A 15,069-nucleotide genomic window follows, 5' to 3' on the forward strand; every position below is an offset into this window, starting at 1 on the left:
GCTCCAGAAGCAACCGCTCCGATCAGATTCCGTAGAACGCCTGCAGCAACGAGGCCAGCAGCAGCTGCTCCGGCGGCACTGAGGGCCGCCCCTCTGAGGCGTACAGCTCACAGAAGGTGGGATTGAGTCGATCGAGGGCCTGATCCGCCAGTGTGCGGATCCGCCGCAGCGGATGGCTGGCCGGGATTCGCTCCTCGATCGACACGTAGGAGAACAGGGAGCCGCTGCGCTCCCGGTGACCTCGCATCTCAGGTGGGCAATTCGCCCATTTTCGCAGAGACGACGGGGTTTTTCAGCGAACTCCTAGAGCAACCACGAACCTAGTAACATAAAGAAATGCATCAATACGCGTGCGCCGGCGTAAGCCCAGTATAATTAATTTATTTATATTAGAATCATGGGTCACGAAGACTTTAATAATAATTTAGCCACACCAATCCCGTATATTTCCATCAAGCCTGCATCTGCATTTGCCAATACGCCATATAATGGGCGGCAGAGAATTGATGCGTCATTAATTAAGTTTAGCAAAAATGATAGCAAGTTCGGCTTGGCGACAGACCTTGTTTCCACGCGAGGAGGAAAGCTTCTTAATGAGAGAATCCAGACCCTTGACTTCCGAGATATTGTAATTAATGAAGAAGAAGTGGGAAATCAAAACCTTATAAATAGTTTTATCTCGGCCCCAGTATTTTTAAGTAAAGACAACAGGTGGACGCTAAAAGATTTTGATAATAATGAAATAGCCCTAAGTGCATTGGATGCTCATTTCGGCGCTTCTGCATCAATTGACTATTTCTTTAATGAGTTTAGGCGTAATAGTGTTGACAACAAAGGCATGGTACTTTTAAATGCGGTTTCACCTATAGTAGTCAATAATGAAGATGAATTGCTAAGCGGTCACAATGCCTTCTGGGCCAGTTCATTTGATTATGATGGTACCAAGTATGGAATGATGGCTTATTTTGATGGGGTCGACAGAGGTGACGGAAGCACTGGAGACATTGGGTTAGTTGCTGGCCTTGACGTCTTGGCCCACGAAGTTACCCACGGCGTTACAGAATTCACTGCGGGCTTAAAATATCAGGCAGAATCTGGAGCACTTAATGAGGGCATTAGTGATATCTTTGGCGTCAATATTAAGGCATCTGTCATGGGACTCGATAAAAATAAAATGCCCGAGTGGTCATGGCTAATTGGGGAGCCCAATTTTTTAATACGTGATATGTCAAATCCAAATAATTTTGGTCAGCCGGATACTTACAAAGGCCGTTACTGGTTCGATACAGCACCTGATCCGATAACTGGCTATACGCAAGATAATGATAATGGTGGTGTACATTATAATAGTGGCGTATTAAACTATTGGTATACGCTGGCTGTTGAGGGCAGCGGCAACTCGGGGCCAGGGAAAGAAAGTCCTGATCTTTTGATTGGAGCACATGAAAATTATACCAACGATAATGGCTATGTTTACAGAGTTAAGGGTATTGGCATGGATAAAATGCAGGGCGTCGTATATCGCGCTCTCACTAGATATTTAGAGCCTGACTCCGATTTTATTGACGCCCGCTCGTCTACTATCAAGGCGGCAAAGGATTTAACTAGTCTATCGATCGCAAAACTATACCCTGGAGTACCACGGCTTCGCAGCAGGGATGTTAGTGCTATTAAGTCTGCGTGGGACGCTGTAGGTGTTGGCGGGGGCTTAGCAGAAAAAGAGATCGGCTCTTACTCGATTGGTCAGCAGATTGATACCGTTCAGGGCGTTTCTAATAACATCGGTGATTTACTCGGATGATCTTGGCATTTAGTTATCTTACCTTATCGAACACGTTTTGGTAGAAACCCCGATCATCTAAGCAGTAAATGTCGCTGTAGTAGCGCTCAAGCACAGGATAGGCAGCGTCGTAGTTGTCGAATACCTGACCGGCCACGCCGTCATGGGCATTATTCGTAGCTGACGCTATGTAATAACCGGCATGGCTTTTCCTGAGGTATAACCAGTTATTGAGCAATGATGGTTTTCGAGCGAGCAGCTCAAGTCATGGGACAAAGGATAGGGCTTAGGCATATGCAAAAAGGCTATTTACTGCTAACAGTTTGATTCTATTAGTGCCTCTAGACTAATGACGAGCCCACAAAAGGTAAAAGCCACCAGCCGCTAGGAAATATTTAGGATAATGATGAACCCGAAGGTTCATGACATACAAGTCCTCCAGCGAGTTCCTGCTTGATTCCGGATATCAAATTTGTACCATTCTTGAAGGAGAAGTTTGCATGGCATTCCTGAACACTATCTTTTCCACTGCCAAATTGCTGGCCTGTAAATAGATGATTAGGACTGCCTCTAAGATTTCCTTTCTTGTCAACAGGAAAATTGCCACTTAGCGTAATTCGGATCACACCATCAACTCCACCGCAGTTGCCGGCGCAGTTCACGCCAAGTTGGATCCAGTTTACTTCAAATTCAAATAAATGAGGATTCTCGAAATCAAATATTTAATTCTGACCTATTTTTAATTGGTTGACATCAAATTGCTTAGACGGGTTTTGGTTTTGACCTGTTATCGGGTCTCTTAATTGTTTGGCATCCTCTCGTTCTCTGCTGTTACTGGGCTGCTTCATTGTGCTTTTTGTAATCTATTTGCTTTATGCTAGCTTTTTAACAAATTGCTGTCCGCCATTGGATTTGCTAATGATCGCCACTTGCCCTGCGGCTCGCGCCAGGCAGCGGCCGGCCTGAATCGACGAGGTACATGGGATCGGCATACCAGCTCTTGGGATCCCAGTGGAATCGTGCAGTGTTGGCGGTCTTGGGGTCCTGGTTCCAAGCCTGCTTGCCAATGATTCGTTCTGCAGTAAATTTGCAGCGTTTCTGTGCCTTTAAAGAAATGACACCTTTGACTCTTTTCCTGGTCATAATTAGCGCCGTGCTGTTTACGGCGTGTGATTCATTAAGCAAGGTTCAGGCCGGTTGCAAAGATGGCAGATTGCCCAGTCGCTTCGCATGGATTGCACTGAGCATCCTTATTTTCACCGCCTGCGATGCACTCAGCAAATTTTGGGCGTTGACAATGAGTATCTGGCCGTTGCTGGGAATCATCATCAGCACTCCAGTCGCTTTCTTTTTATTTGGTCGCGTCACGCGAGAAAATGGATTGGCTGTCGGGTCCTCAGTGATCAATGCGGGCAACGTGGTGTCAGCGATGACTTTTGGTTTAATTTTCTTTTCGGAATGGAAGATACTTTCCGCTCAGCAATACATTGGCATGCTCTGCGCAATCATCGGTATTGTCTTGATGATGTTTACCGGAACCCATGATGACGTAAGCGAGGTGGCTGTCGAAGCAAGCGCTCCTCAACGTCGACAACGCCTTGCAACGGTTTTGTTGTGCATCTTGCCGCCCCTCGCCTACATGGTCTTCGGCTTCGTCAACGCGGAGACAGGCCTGGCTATAGGTTCTGGAAGTGTAAATTGTTTGAATCTTCTTGGCACCATGGTGGTGGGCTTAATTGCGCTCAAGGAATGGAAGAAGGTAAGCCCAGGTCAGTTCGGTGGCATGGCCAGCGCGGCCGCGGGTTTGGTATTGATGTTGTTTTTTTAGCGCGAAAGCAAATTCTCTAAAGTCACTTACTTCGTCCTTGGATGCAACATAAAAACCCGCCCCTGCGCTACTCCCCTCCAGATTATTTATGGAAAAAGTGTGGATTTAAAAAAAGTAGCAATCTAATGGTTCGTTTGGACTGTAAAGATATAGGACAAGACCCTGAAATGCGTAAGCCGCTGAACATATGGCTCAGACAGCATTTGAAAAAGTTGAAGTCTAGTTTTTGGTTCAAGATGGGGCGCGATAATGACTGATCGGTCCGCTTCGGGTTGACTAGTTCTCGCTGCCCATCAGGAGCTGGTTCATTGTGCACCGCCGTCTATGGCGGGATCCGCAAACCATCGGGTAGCAATCAGGAAATCATGACCACGCCAGGCAAGCTGACATCGGTGGGATGATTGAACCGTTCGTCTTTTTGTTCTCATGGCAAAGTCAATAGGAGTCTTGCTTGCCCTAGGGTTCGCCCTGTTGCCGCCAGCGCTGGCCCATGATGGTCGTGGCCGCTATGGCCAGGGCGTAAAGGTGCAAACCCTGGCCAGTCGAGTTGAACTGGGCTCTTTAGGGCCCGGAGTGACGGTTCAAACCCTAACCCGCAGCGATCGGTCCTGGAATGGGGCTCTCCTACCGCCGCTGGCTGCAGCCCAGCCGGAGGTGCACGTGCTGCGAATGACGGTGCCTTCGGGTGTGACGCTGAAGCTCCACCAACATCCAGTGATCCACGCGGCCGTGCTAGTTCAGGGCAAGTTGCGGCTTGAGACTGAGGATGGGGTCGCCCAATTGCTGGAGCCCGGCCAGGCGGTGATCGAAGTGGTCAGTCAACCGCATCGGAGTGTGAGTCTCGGCCCGGATCCTGCGGTTATTATCATAGTGTTTGTCGGTCCGCTAGGCCAGGCAATCACCCTTCCTGCGGCCCCCTAAGAGGCTCCTGAACAAGTCAGACGTATGTGGTCCAATGGTTTAACAATGGCATGGGATGTAGGTACGGCCAGCAGCGCTAGCTGACCGTTTTCCCCGCCTTGCCCATCGTTTCGTAAGGCTTTCGATGACAAGGGTTTTGACCGTTGAAGCCTGCATCGTCCGGTATGGCTGCCTGGGTGAGACCCCTTGGGGCTTTGCGCCTCCCGACTTACGAAATGTTTCGGCCAACATGATAGGTCAAACCATTGCTAGTTAGAGGTGCGAACATAAGATTAGGCAGTCCTGAAAAACACAAACTAATGTTTAAAGATTATCCATTTGGCGTCGTCCATGGACTAGTCAGGCGGAGAATGTCTTTGTTTGCAATCGCGAGCTCATTTCTTGCTAGTACTCTCGTACCCGTTGCTGCCACCAGTGGAGCACGCGCTGGCGATTCTTCAATGGATTTTCAAGCTGTTGCAATGAGACATATTGGCACCTGGGTCGGGTCTGGTGTGTACTCAACTGATTTCCCGGGAGTTGCCAAAAAGGGGGATAAGTTCACCACTACCTCTACTTGCAGTTGGACTGCAGGTCGATCCGCCATCCTGTGTCAAGGAGTTGAGGGAGTCGAAAGGAAGGAGAACGGTGTGCAACTCATTTATTGGGACCCTGCCAAGAAAAAGCTTCGGATGACCTTGGTTGACTCGGGTGGAAACTTTGACCAGGGAATTGGTTCAATAGAGACTGATAAGCTCGTGTGGCAAAGCGTCGGAAATTTTGCCGACGGTCGCCCGGTCAAATTCGAATGGACAACCACTTTTGGCGATAATGGTAATACCCAGTTTCATGCAGGTTTTGTAATAGTGCATGGCGCAAGAAGTCGTTTTTCTTACTCTGTCAAGCGAGTAGTCCAGTGAATGATTGATAAAGTCGAAAAAAACTGGCCTGGGGCTTCCTGCTCCATTGCCAGAGCAAGCACGGCAAAGCTCTGAAACTTTTTTGGGTTCATTGGCCCAGTTTGCTCGGGCAGCGTGCAGACACTGTGGCCCCCAGGGCCTATTAGAAGTCTGTCCCGGTAGTCCTTGCTGGGGCGTCACGCCTACGGTGTTGTGCGCGGGAATCGCACCTCCCCTTTGGCCTCCCAGCCCGCCACCACGCCGGCTGCTGCAAGCGATCTGATCAGCTTCCTCAAGGCGCTGCACGATTGTCGGATGCGGCAGGCATTCGCTTCACGCAGTGGTGGATGCCATAGCTCACATACACGTAAAACCGCCCAGGCTCACCAAACAGGGTTTCGTTGCTCGGGGAGCGGCGGCGGTAACCGTGACAGGCGGGGTCGTCTTGGGCATACGCCTCCGTTTCCACAATCACGCCCCACAGCAACTCCCCATCCGCTTGGCGCTTCACCAGCAGGCAGCCGATCAGCTCGGGGGCGACCTGCTCGGCGGGGCGGCAGAAGAAGGATTGGGGCAGGCGCTGGGAAAGCGTGGTGGCTATGGGAGTGGCTTGGGTGAGGTCGCTGATGCCATCCTGCTGCCAACCCAATAACTGACCTAAAAACCCATATGCCGCAGCACTATGCAGCACTGTAAAGCCAATATTTTTAAGATTTTCCTTGATGCAGCGTCCCATCCGCCTCAGCCTGTCGCTGGCAAGCACTGCCGCACTGGCACTGGCATCACTGCCTCATGCCACCAGACCTGCAGTGGCTCAGGAGGCACCCGCAGCATCAGCAGAGCCCAAGGCTGAAAGCACTGAGCCAGCAGACCTTGGCGTGATGGGCGTCAACCTCAGGGATGCCGTCAAGCTCAACTACGGCTTCCAGGGGGCTTTACAAGGTGCTGGCACCCCTAATCAGGCAGGTATTGGTGCCTTCATTCCACTCCACGTCGGCAGCAACAGCGTTGCCTTTGTGGATGTGCTGGTGAATGCCAACTTCAGCGACTACAGCGGTTACAGCAGCATCATCAATACTGACGTTTCAGGCACCACCTTCTCCACCTCCACACGCCTGGGGTATCGCTGGCTCAACAGCAACCGCTCCTGGATGTTTGGCGTCAATGCGGGTTATGACAGCCGACCAATGGCAACAGGCGGCACCGATACAGGTGTTGCCGTAACGGGCTCTCAAACGGTCTTCTTCCAGCAAGTGGCAGCAGGCTTGGAAGCCGTCTCCAACTCCTGGAATTTCAATGCCTATGCCTTGGTGCCCGTTGGCGACACCGAGCAGCAACTCAATAGCGTGTATCAAGGCGGCGCACTGGATACCTATGGGCTTGACGTTGGCTACAGCATCACGCCTGATTTACGGGCATCGGTTGGTTATTACTACCAATACAGGTCGCAAGAGCACGTCAATGGCTCAGGCATAAGAGGCAGGCTTGCTTACAACCTCACCAATGGCTTAATTGCTGGCGTTAATCTTTCCTATGACCAAGCATTTGAGACACGTTTCTCAGCAGATCTTAAATATCGCTTTGGGGCTAATGGCTATGGAGCACTAAGCAAGAAGAAAGCTTGGCAGACACCTGTAATTCAAGCATTCACAGAAACTGTGAAGCATAGAGACGTAAGGGTCCACGACGCAACGTGCGACTTTTGGACTGGGAATTTTGAGGACCAGTTTGGATGTTAGACTCTTTCCTGTAATTCAAGCATCGATATAACTACCTCATACGTGCTTGGTACAATACATTTAGCAAGAATTGTGCTTCCTGTCCCACAGAGCCCCTGTAATCACAGGGGCTTTTTAATTCTTCATTAACTCCCAAAGCACCTTAAAAGCACTAAAAAATACTTCCGATACCTGGCACCTTTTCACCCGTTTAATGCCAACTTTAGGCTCCCTTCATCGCATTAAATATCTCAACTATTTCCACCCGCAGCAAAACGTTGACTCCTTATTTATTCTCATACATATACATTTATCTCCCCATCTCAACTACCAAATACATCGCTCTTTATCGCCATCACGGATACCATTAGCACGTCTAAATCTCACCGCAATTTGATACCAATTTCTCGAGATTTGATTGGGGCGTGAGATTTTACCTTGCCGCCCTACCCTTTGGCGTCTTGGCATACTCCTGCTGGATTTGATTGATGAGAAGAGCTTGGAGGTCTTTATAAGCCTTATTGACCTTCTGCACCTCAACAAGCATCGCTGCTTCGACATCAGGCAGCCGAATGGTGATGGTCTTCATTTGGCTGCCTCCAGTCGCTCCAACTTCTCAGCAATCGCTTCTCTACAGAATGCTGAGATATTCAGGCAGCGGCTTCTCTTCAGGAGCAGCAGTGCCTGGTGAAGCTCCTGGGCGTCGTCTTGTGGGTAGGTGATGGTGAGTTGATTTCTTCTCATTTCTTTTGGGGTGATAGGTCGCTGTTGAATGGGTCAAGGGCAATCAGCTCCAAGCTGGTCTGTTTTCCCAAGTAGCTGCTGATGCGTCTGTAATCAGGCTCATCAGGGTTGATGCGTTGGATATCTATGGATTTCCACCTGGATAATGCCTTGACCTTATGGGGCAGTCGCTTGTGAAACAGGGTTTCCATCTCATATTGGGTATTTAGGCTCTCTGGCAGCTTTTCTGTGATGAGGTGTGTGTGAAACTGACCTGTGCCCTGGTGGCTGGTTTCGTGGAAAAACAGCATTCGTGGATAGGGATATTCACCAGCACCCTTGATGGTCTTGTCACGGGATTGAAAGATAATGCGGTGGAGTTTTCGCTTCAGGTCAGCCACATCTTGGAGCAACTCATCTTCCTTGCTGTGGTGGTCTCGGTAGTGAAAGCTGATGAGCCACCAGGGGTTGATGCTGTGGAGCTGGTCGTGGATGAGGCATTTGATATTCCGTTTCAGCCGTTGAGCTTGTTGGCGGTCTTGTTGTTGTATTGATGTCATTTAAGTTTCTCCTGTTTCTTCTCACGCAGAAGCGCTGGCACACCCTTCGGCATCCAGCACATCTCTTCTGTTAGTTGCTCGCAGCTGTCGCTTCTCAATCCACCGAGTAAGCACTACGGGCAGTGATTATTTATACGAGTTGTTGTTTTTACAGGGTCGCCATATGAGGATTTGCCGACACTCCAACATCCGCAGGCAAAGCCAGCAAGGGCGACACATCACGCAGGCTTGTTTTTATTACTATTTCCTTTCTGTATCGCGTAGGGGCGCACCCACTTTTATAGCTTGGGAATAAGCATCCTTTTTGGTTTTCCTTTCAGGCTGTCTGCCAACTCGGCATCTTCAATCTGCCTGTTGGCTTGGCATAAGTATCCAGGAGCATCTTGGTGGAGTGACCTGCCGCCGCTGCCAAATCAGCTGGGGAGTTTCCCATCGCCAAGGCGTGAGAAAGGAAGCTGTGGCGTTGTGCGTAAAGGCGGCGGGGCTTCAACCCACAACGCTCCAGGCTGCGGTGCCACACACGACCCACCAGATGGTCGTAGATGTTGGTGTGGCTGGTAGGTGTGACAAACACAAGCCCATAAGGGTCATACACGCCCAGGTGCTCCATCTCCCACTGGTGCTGCCGCAAGGTCTCCAGCACCTGGGGCGTCAGTGGCACCACACGCTCCCTGCCCGTCTTGGTGGGCGCCCAACTGTGCTGACCTGAGTTGTAGCCATCACGCCTCAAGCTCTTGCTTATCAGCACTTCTCCATCCACCCACCTCAGGCAATCCCAGGTCAAACCCCTGATTTCACCATTCCTCATCCCTGTGCTGAGCCACAGCAAAAACAGCGGGTAATACCAGCGCTCGTTGCTCTCCAAATCACTCAGCACCATTTGGATTTCTTCCACGCTCAGCACATCGCTCTGCACTGACCGCCGCTGCCACTTCAGCTTGTGGGAAAACAGGTGGCGGTTGCCCCCAGAGCACTGGCGGTAGTGGGTCATCAAGCCAGCGATGGTGCAGTCGCTCAAACGACACTCATCACGCAGCCAACCCAGGAATGCTTCTGCGTCACTGCGGTTACGGATGGGTTTGTCATACCGCTGCAGCAGCTTGTAGGCGTGAGTGGAGGCAGCCTGGCGTTTGGTCTCTGCCCTGACCCTTAGTGCCTCCAGCAGCCCCACCTCCTTGCCGCCTATGAGGGGTTGATATGCCATCAGGCTGCGGTCAAAGGTGCCCTGGCAATAGTCGCTCCAGATTTGGGCGGCGATTGCGTGGGCTTTGGCAACCGCCACGGGGTCACTCCAACGACCCAGGCGGTTGATGAAGGCATCACGCCCATCAATCCGCACCCTCACCTGGAGGCTGCCGTTGTTGTTTCTCAGGGAAGGGGGCTTCTGCACTGGCTGCCGTCGCTGCTGACACCAGGGCTACGGCTGCACCACTGATTTATCCAACTACCCCATCACAGCTTGTAGCCCTTCTTAGCCGTTGGGGGTCTGCGGAGAAGAAATATCTGGGAAATCACTTGCTGTGGCTTTGATATTGGCTGGCTGTTCTTTTTACAACTCTGAAATCTCAAGCCCAGCCTGAGCTCCTTGAAGTCAAGGCTCGCTTCACGCAGTGGTGAATGCCGTAGCTCACATACACATAAAATCGCCCAGGCTCACCAAACAGGGTTTCGTTGCTCGGGGAGCGGCGGCGGTAGCCGTGGCAGGCAGTCTCTTCCCGGGAATACTCCTCCGTCTCCATAATAACGCCCCAGAGTAACTCGCCTGAGGGGTGGCGCTTCACCAGCAGGCAGCCGATCAGCTCGGGGGCGACCTGCTCGGCGGGGCGGCAGAAGAAGGATTGGGGGAGGTGCTGGGAAGGCGCGGTGGCTATGGGGGTGGCTTGGGGGGCGAACAGAGTGACGCTATGGCTGCCGCCCCCCCCCCCCCTCTGCCCGGAAAGATGACGCCTCTCCAGTCCGACAATTTTTTCACCAGGGGGCTTGATGGAGCAGAGCAATGCGTCGCTACAGCGAGGCCGTCAAAGCTGACGTAAGGAGGCGGATGAGTCCGCCGCATAGGCAGAGCGTGGCCCAGATCTCAGCAGAGCTGGGCATTCACGTGGTGACCCTCTACAACTGGAGGAAGACCTGGCGTTTGCAGGGGGAGGTGGTTCCTGCTTATCAGAAGGATCCAGAGGGTTGGGGGCCGTCAGACAAGTTTACGGTGGTCCTGGAAACCGCCGGTCTGAACGCGACAGAACTGGGGGGCTATTGCCGTGAGCGGGGGCTGTTTCCTGAACACGTGGACCGCTGGCGCCAAGCAGCCCAGGATGCCAATGCCCAGCCGCTGCTGACGATGGCCGATCAGAAGGACCTCCAAAAGCGGCACCAGGAGGACCAGCGGGAGATCAAGCGGCTGCAACAGGAGCTGCGCCGTAAGGACAAGGCTCTCGCGGAGGCCGCAGCGCTGCTGATCGCCTCAAAAAAGATTCAGGCCTTCTGGGGAGAGGACGGGGACGATTGACGTCGCCTGACGATCGCCGGAAGGCCCTGGAGATCCTCGACGAGGCCATGGCCAATGGTGCGCGAGGCCGTGAACTGACCCTGCTGCTCGGCGTGGGGCTCACCACGCTGCAGCGCTGGCGCCGTCAGTTTGCTGGTGACGGTGATGGCGTCGACCGTCGCAAGGGCAGCTGCCGGCACGTGGCTCACCGCCTCAGTGAGGAGGAACGCCAACGGATTCTGCTGACTTGCAACGAACCTGAATTTGCAGCGCTTCCGCCAGGCCAGATCGTGCCGGTCTTGGCCGATCGCGGGCTTTATATCGGTTCGGAACGCAGCTTTTACCGGGTGCTGCACGCTCACGGCCAGGGGGGTCGTGCACGGCCACCACAGGAACCAAGACCCGTGCCACGGCTGAGAGCTGCTGGTCCAAATGAGGTGTGGAGCTGGGACATCACCTACCTGCCCACCACCGTGCGCGGGATCTGGCTGTACCTCTACCTGGTGATCGATGTCTGGAGCCGCAAAGTGGTGGCCTGGGATGTCGCCGAGCGAGAAGATCCCGCTATCGCAGCGGCACTGGTGAGCAGGGCCTGCGTGAAAGAGCGGATCAGCAAGAGGCGCCGCCAACCTCTGATCCTCCACGCTGACAACGGCAATGCCTAGCCGCAGGCTTCTCGAAGAGTTGCGTGCGTCGACGCTGGAAAGCCGGCTGGAAGAGCTGGGAGTGCTCAGATCCTTCTCGAGGCCACGGGTATCGAACGACAACCCCTACTTGGAATCCCTGTTCCGCACAGCAAAATATCGGCCCGACTACCCGAGACGGCCATTTGCCAGCAAGGCCGAGGCTTGCCAGTGGGTGGCGTCATTTGCTGACTTGTACAACCACCGGCACCGCCACAGCGGCATCAAATTCGTGACGCCCCATCAGCGCCACAGCGGTCAGGCCGTCGAGATATGCCATCACCGCGCTGTCGTCTACGAGCAGGCACGCCAGCGAAACCCACGCCGCTGGTCAGGATCAACACGCTGCTGGCGTCAACCGGAAGTGGTCTGGATCAATCCACCACCAACAGAACTTGACCCCAGTCCAGCTACGTTGTGGATGGCTGCTTGAACAGCGGCAGGGGCGCCATCTTTCCTGGCAGAGGGGGAGCCAGCCAACTCGGCTTGTAGCCCTTCGTAGCCGTTGTGGGGTCTCTGGGAGAACAATCTGGGAGTTTTTGGGGCAGTGGCTTGGAAGTTGGCTGGGAGACCCCGTGGCAGCACTGCAATCTCAAGCCCAGCTTGGGGTCTTTGAAACCAGGGCTCGCTTCCCGCAGTGGTGGATGCTGCTGGTGGCGATCCTCTCGATCCTGAGCGGCCTGGGTTCATTGGTGGGGATGGAGCGTTTTGCCAAGCGCCACCGGCAGACGCTTAATGAGCTCCTGGGCACCGATTTCGCAAGTCGCCATCGGACTCGACGTTCCGGCTGCTGCTGGCGCAGTTGGATGTACCGGGTTTTGAAACCCTGCTGCGGGACTGGATGTCAGCCCAGCCGGGCGTGGCAGAGGAGCTCGACACCCTGGTGTGTGACGGCAAGATGCTGAGGGGCTCGATCGCCCAAACCGACTCTGGCGCAGCGAAATTCATTGCTCAGGTGAGCCTTTACTCCCAGAGCCTGGGCGTGGCGATTGCCCAGACCACCTACGCCACCGACGCCAGTGGCGAGATTCAGGCCCTGCGCCAGCTGCTGGAGGCAGTCGAATTTGAGAGTGTGCTGGTGCAGCCCGACGCGCTGCATGCGAACCGCCCTTTTCCCTCTACCTCGCCCAACGCGGCGCAGACTTCCTGATCGCCGTCAAACACGGCCGCCGCATGGGATTTCGCCTGATCAGAGACCGGCTTACCTACGCCCGGCGGATCCCCTGGCGCACCAGCAAGCGGGAAATCAAACGGGGCCGCGACATCACCTGGAACCTGCGGGCGATGCCGGCACCGGAGTGGGTGATGGAACAGTGGCCGGGCAGCTCGACGATCATCGCTGTGCGCAGCCATGGCACCCGCGAGGGCAAGCCGCAAGACGAGACCCCTTACTACGTCTCGAGTTTGCGCACTGGAGCCAAGGCCCTGCTCAAAGCCATCCGGCAGCGCTGGTCGATCGAGAACAGCTGGCACTGGGTGCGGGATGTGCCGCTGAGGGAAGACACCCCCCGCTACCGGGAGGACAACGGCGTTCAGATCCTGGCCACGCTGCGCAGCATGGCGATCAATGTCTTACGGCTCGGTGGGATCTGGTCGATTACCAAGGGCATCGCTGCCCTGGCTCACGACATCAAAGGCCTGCTCGGGCTGCTGGGCTGGAGACCAGCGGCGGAGACGCCCTCAGGATGACTTCTAATAAGCCCTGCAGATCCCCCACCTGCGGCCTGTAAGTGGATTAATACCCGATTGGTTTTGCTGCTCCCGGTAGCGGCTTGATGCGGCGTTCACCTCACGCAACCTGGCGGTTTGCTGCTCCATTGCCTGCACCTGCATTTTGCGGGCTTCAGCGGCGGCTTCCTGTTTGCGGTGGTAGTCGGAACCAAAACCTAGATAGTTCGCTAGTGCCGGGTTACGGCGCTGCAAGGCGCCTGTGAATGTGAGGTTGCGGGATACAGCCTCACCCGATACAGGTTTGCCATAGGGGCGTGTAGGTGGCACTCCGCCGGCCTTAATAATGCGGGCTTCAATTTGCCGGGTATTAGCCTCGACACGTTCCGCTGCAAGGTGAGCGGCATCAATTTGTTGATCTAGCGGTGAGGTCACAGCAACACCTCAGCAGCACGGCGAGATTGTGCGCTGTCCATTAGATTTGGCACCGTGGTGGTGTCATCGTCTGGGAAGGTTGCATCCCATAAGCCCATTGCATGCTCTAGGCGGGCTTCAGCTTGCAGCTCTGCAAGTACAAGGTGCCCTGCAAGCGTCCTAGGCATAGTTGCCAGCTTTAAGCTGTTGAACCTTATCGCAACTTGGCGGCTCTGGCTTAAATCTACGAGCGGTAAAATAGTGCTACCATTTTACTGTTGACGGGTGAGCGCAGCAGTAGCGCCCCGCGACAGCGCAATGCACAACAAGACAGCCGCAATAGCTGCGCGCCTTGCTGACCTACAGCAGCGCAGCAGGGTCACAGCTGAAGCCGCAGCTCCTAGTCTGAAAAGGGAGTGCCGTACGACAGTGACTGCCATGAACCTGCGACTAGCCCCATTCGTACTGCCGCTGCTACTGGGGCTGTTCGGGCTTCCCGGGACGGGACTGGCCGAAAGTCATGCTCCTGGATCCGCCAGCTCTATCCGGCCCGCTCAAGCCTCTGAGCGCAGCTGGATCAAATCCGAGCTGTACTTCGGTGCCCGAATCGCCAACGGGAGTTTTATCAGCCCGGAAGGTTGGGCGGAGTTCCTTGAGCAGGTGATCACTCCGGCCATCCCCGATGGGCTCACGGTGGTTCAGGCCCTTGGCCAGATGAGGGGTTCCAATGGCGTCATCCGCCAACAACCCACCTGGGTCGTGGTGATCCTGCGGCCCAAAGGCTCCCTTGAGGACCAGCGGATCCGCTCTGTGATCAACAATTTCAGAAGCCGTTTTAAGGGCGCTGAGCTGATGCGCGTCGATATCCATGTGACCCAGCCCCAGTTCTTCGCCAACTAACGATCGGTGAGGCGCTATTGCCCACCGATGCGCTGCCATGGAGATGAACAGGCTCCGGCATTAGTCGTGCGCCCCGACGGGGCCGCCACACTTCAGCAACTACTCCGCCAGGGCTAGCAGCTAGCCGATGCGATGACAGCCGCAGACGAGGTAATGGGTTCTGATACTTTCTGACGCCCTAAGTGGCAAGCAGCAGCGCCGCGCCGGCCTGCGCACGTTTCCACTCAAAACACAATGCAACAATCACCCAACTCCCTTGCCGCAGAATGGCTCTCAGACCTCCGTCCTGCTTCATGGAATGCAGGGGGGGGCAGCGGTTCGAATCCGCTTGGCTCCATCGGTAAATAGCAGGCCTAGGCTTGTTTTTTTTATGCACAAAATCTCGTCTGCGGCACCTAAGAGTTTGCGAAAAAACCGCCTGACCGGCCGCGTTTTCCCTTCCGAGAGCTGATCACGCTCCGTTCGGGCTGATTTGCTGCGTTTCAGCGCTCAGAACGCCCGATTTCAGGCGTTT

At 54.3% G+C, this 15,069-nt stretch carries 16 protein-coding genes and 3 pseudogenes; 12 read left to right on the top strand and 7 right to left on the bottom strand.

Going from position 1 to position 15,069, the window contains the following annotated elements; genetic code table 11:
* Positions 1-25: 25 nt before the first annotated feature.
* Positions 26-247 (bottom strand): annotated as a pseudogene (locus KBY75_RS14510) (IS5/IS1182 family transposase); the annotation flags it as partial.
* A gap of 150 nt (positions 248-397) precedes the next feature.
* On the opposite strand from KBY75_RS14510, the gene KBY75_RS14515 reads away from it, so the two are divergent.
* Positions 398-1,801 carry a M4 family metallopeptidase gene (locus KBY75_RS14515; protein ID WP_255024448.1) on the top strand — a complete coding sequence of 468 codons (1,404 nt, stop codon included), beginning with the start codon at positions 398-400 and terminating at the stop codon, positions 1,799-1,801.
* A gap of 894 nt (positions 1,802-2,695) precedes the next feature.
* Here KBY75_RS14515 and KBY75_RS14520 read toward each other — a convergent pair.
* Positions 2,696-2,923 (bottom strand): DUF1651 domain-containing protein, encoded by a 228-nt coding sequence (locus tag KBY75_RS14520; RefSeq protein WP_255024449.1) that lies wholly within the window; start codon positions 2,921-2,923, stop codon positions 2,696-2,698.
* On the opposite strand from KBY75_RS14520, the gene KBY75_RS14525 reads away from it, so the two are divergent.
* The 3 genes from KBY75_RS14525 (at position 2,847) to KBY75_RS14535 (ending at position 5,428) form a co-directional block, all read left to right on the top strand.
* A complete protein-coding gene (locus tag KBY75_RS14525; RefSeq protein WP_255024462.1) occupies positions 2,847-3,608 on the top strand; it encodes a hypothetical protein in 762 nt (253 codons plus the stop codon). The two genes, KBY75_RS14520 and KBY75_RS14525, sit on opposite strands and share 77 nt — an antisense overlap.
* Before the next feature lie 447 nt (positions 3,609-4,055).
* Entirely contained in the window at positions 4,056-4,529 is a 474-nt protein-coding gene (locus KBY75_RS14530) for a cupin domain-containing protein (protein ID WP_255024450.1), read from the top strand.
* Between the two features lie 350 nt (positions 4,530-4,879).
* A complete protein-coding gene (locus KBY75_RS14535) occupies positions 4,880-5,428 on the top strand; it encodes a hypothetical protein (protein WP_255024451.1) in 549 nt (182 codons plus the stop codon).
* Positions 5,429-5,717: 289 nt separating this feature from the next.
* Here the strand turns inward: KBY75_RS14535 and KBY75_RS14540 are convergent.
* Positions 5,718-6,035, bottom strand: a pseudogene (locus KBY75_RS14540) (DNA-3-methyladenine glycosylase); the annotation flags it as partial.
* A 94-nt stretch (positions 6,036-6,129) separates the two neighbouring features.
* Between KBY75_RS14540 and KBY75_RS14545 the strand changes: the two are divergent.
* Positions 6,130-7,146 (top strand): carbamoyl-phosphate synthase, encoded by a 1,017-nt coding sequence (locus KBY75_RS14545; protein ID WP_255024452.1) that lies wholly within the window; start codon positions 6,130-6,132, stop codon positions 7,144-7,146.
* Between the two features lie 412 nt (positions 7,147-7,558).
* Here KBY75_RS14545 and KBY75_RS14550 read toward each other — a convergent pair whose 3' ends face one another.
* The gene (locus KBY75_RS14550; RefSeq protein WP_255024453.1) at positions 7,559-7,714 is read right to left on the bottom strand and encodes a hypothetical protein; all 156 of its coding nucleotides are present in this window, start codon (positions 7,712-7,714) and stop codon (positions 7,559-7,561) included.
* Between the two features lie 397 nt (positions 7,715-8,111).
* On the opposite strand from KBY75_RS14550, the gene KBY75_RS14555 reads away from it, so the two are divergent.
* Entirely contained in the window at positions 8,112-8,402 is a 291-nt protein-coding gene (locus KBY75_RS14555) for a hypothetical protein (protein WP_255024454.1), read from the top strand.
* 322 nt (positions 8,403-8,724) lie between these two features.
* Here KBY75_RS14555 and KBY75_RS14560 read toward each other — a convergent pair whose 3' ends face one another.
* Together KBY75_RS14560 and KBY75_RS15465 are read right to left on the bottom strand one after the other, a co-directional pair.
* Positions 8,725-9,798 (bottom strand): site-specific integrase, encoded by a 1,074-nt coding sequence (locus KBY75_RS14560; RefSeq protein ID WP_255024455.1) that lies wholly within the window; start codon positions 9,796-9,798, stop codon positions 8,725-8,727.
* Between the two features lie 175 nt (positions 9,799-9,973).
* Positions 9,974-10,405: a DNA-3-methyladenine glycosylase gene (locus tag KBY75_RS15465; protein ID WP_396098425.1), complete on the bottom strand. Its 432-nt coding sequence runs from the start codon at positions 10,403-10,405 to the stop codon at positions 9,974-9,976.
* 44 nt (positions 10,406-10,449) lie between these two features.
* Here KBY75_RS15465 and KBY75_RS14570 point away from each other — a divergent pair, with 44 nt between their 5' ends.
* The 5 genes and pseudogenes from KBY75_RS14570 (at position 10,450) to KBY75_RS14590 (ending at position 13,262) form a co-directional block, all read left to right on the top strand.
* Positions 10,450-10,911 carry a helix-turn-helix domain-containing protein gene (locus KBY75_RS14570; protein ID WP_255024456.1) on the top strand — a complete coding sequence of 154 codons (462 nt, stop codon included), beginning with the start codon at positions 10,450-10,452 and terminating at the stop codon, positions 10,909-10,911.
* On the top strand, positions 10,908-11,555 hold the full coding sequence (locus KBY75_RS14575) for a DDE-type integrase/transposase/recombinase (RefSeq protein WP_255024457.1): 648 nt from the start codon (positions 10,908-10,910) through the stop codon (positions 11,553-11,555). Before KBY75_RS14570 ends, KBY75_RS14575 begins: the two co-directional genes overlap by 4 nt.
* Positions 11,548-11,754: pseudogene (locus KBY75_RS14580) on the top strand (hypothetical protein); the annotation flags it as partial. The gene KBY75_RS14575 and the pseudogene KBY75_RS14580, both read left to right, overlap by 8 nt.
* 621 nt (positions 11,755-12,375) lie before the next feature.
* Positions 12,376-12,723, top strand: a complete 348-nt coding sequence (locus KBY75_RS14585) for a hypothetical protein (RefSeq protein ID WP_255024458.1) — start codon at positions 12,376-12,378, stop codon at positions 12,721-12,723.
* 23 nt (positions 12,724-12,746) lie between these two features.
* On the top strand, positions 12,747-13,262 hold the full coding sequence (locus tag KBY75_RS14590) for an ISAs1 family transposase (RefSeq protein WP_255024459.1): 516 nt from the start codon (positions 12,747-12,749) through the stop codon (positions 13,260-13,262).
* A gap of 3 nt (positions 13,263-13,265) precedes the next feature.
* Here KBY75_RS14590 and KBY75_RS14595 read toward each other — a convergent pair whose 3' ends face one another.
* Positions 13,266-13,676: a hypothetical protein gene (locus tag KBY75_RS14595; protein WP_255024460.1), complete on the bottom strand. Its 411-nt coding sequence runs from the start codon at positions 13,674-13,676 to the stop codon at positions 13,266-13,268.
* 417 nt (positions 13,677-14,093) lie between these two features.
* On the opposite strand from KBY75_RS14595, the gene KBY75_RS14600 reads away from it, so the two are divergent.
* Complete coding sequence (locus KBY75_RS14600) at positions 14,094-14,555, top strand: DUF3574 domain-containing protein (protein ID WP_255024461.1); 462 nt, start codon at positions 14,094-14,096, stop codon at positions 14,553-14,555.
* Positions 14,556-15,069: the final 514 nt, after the last annotated feature.

Source organism: Cyanobium sp. T1G-Tous, from assembly GCF_024345455.1.
GTDB lineage: Bacteria > Cyanobacteriota > Cyanobacteriia > PCC-6307 > Cyanobiaceae > Cyanobium_A.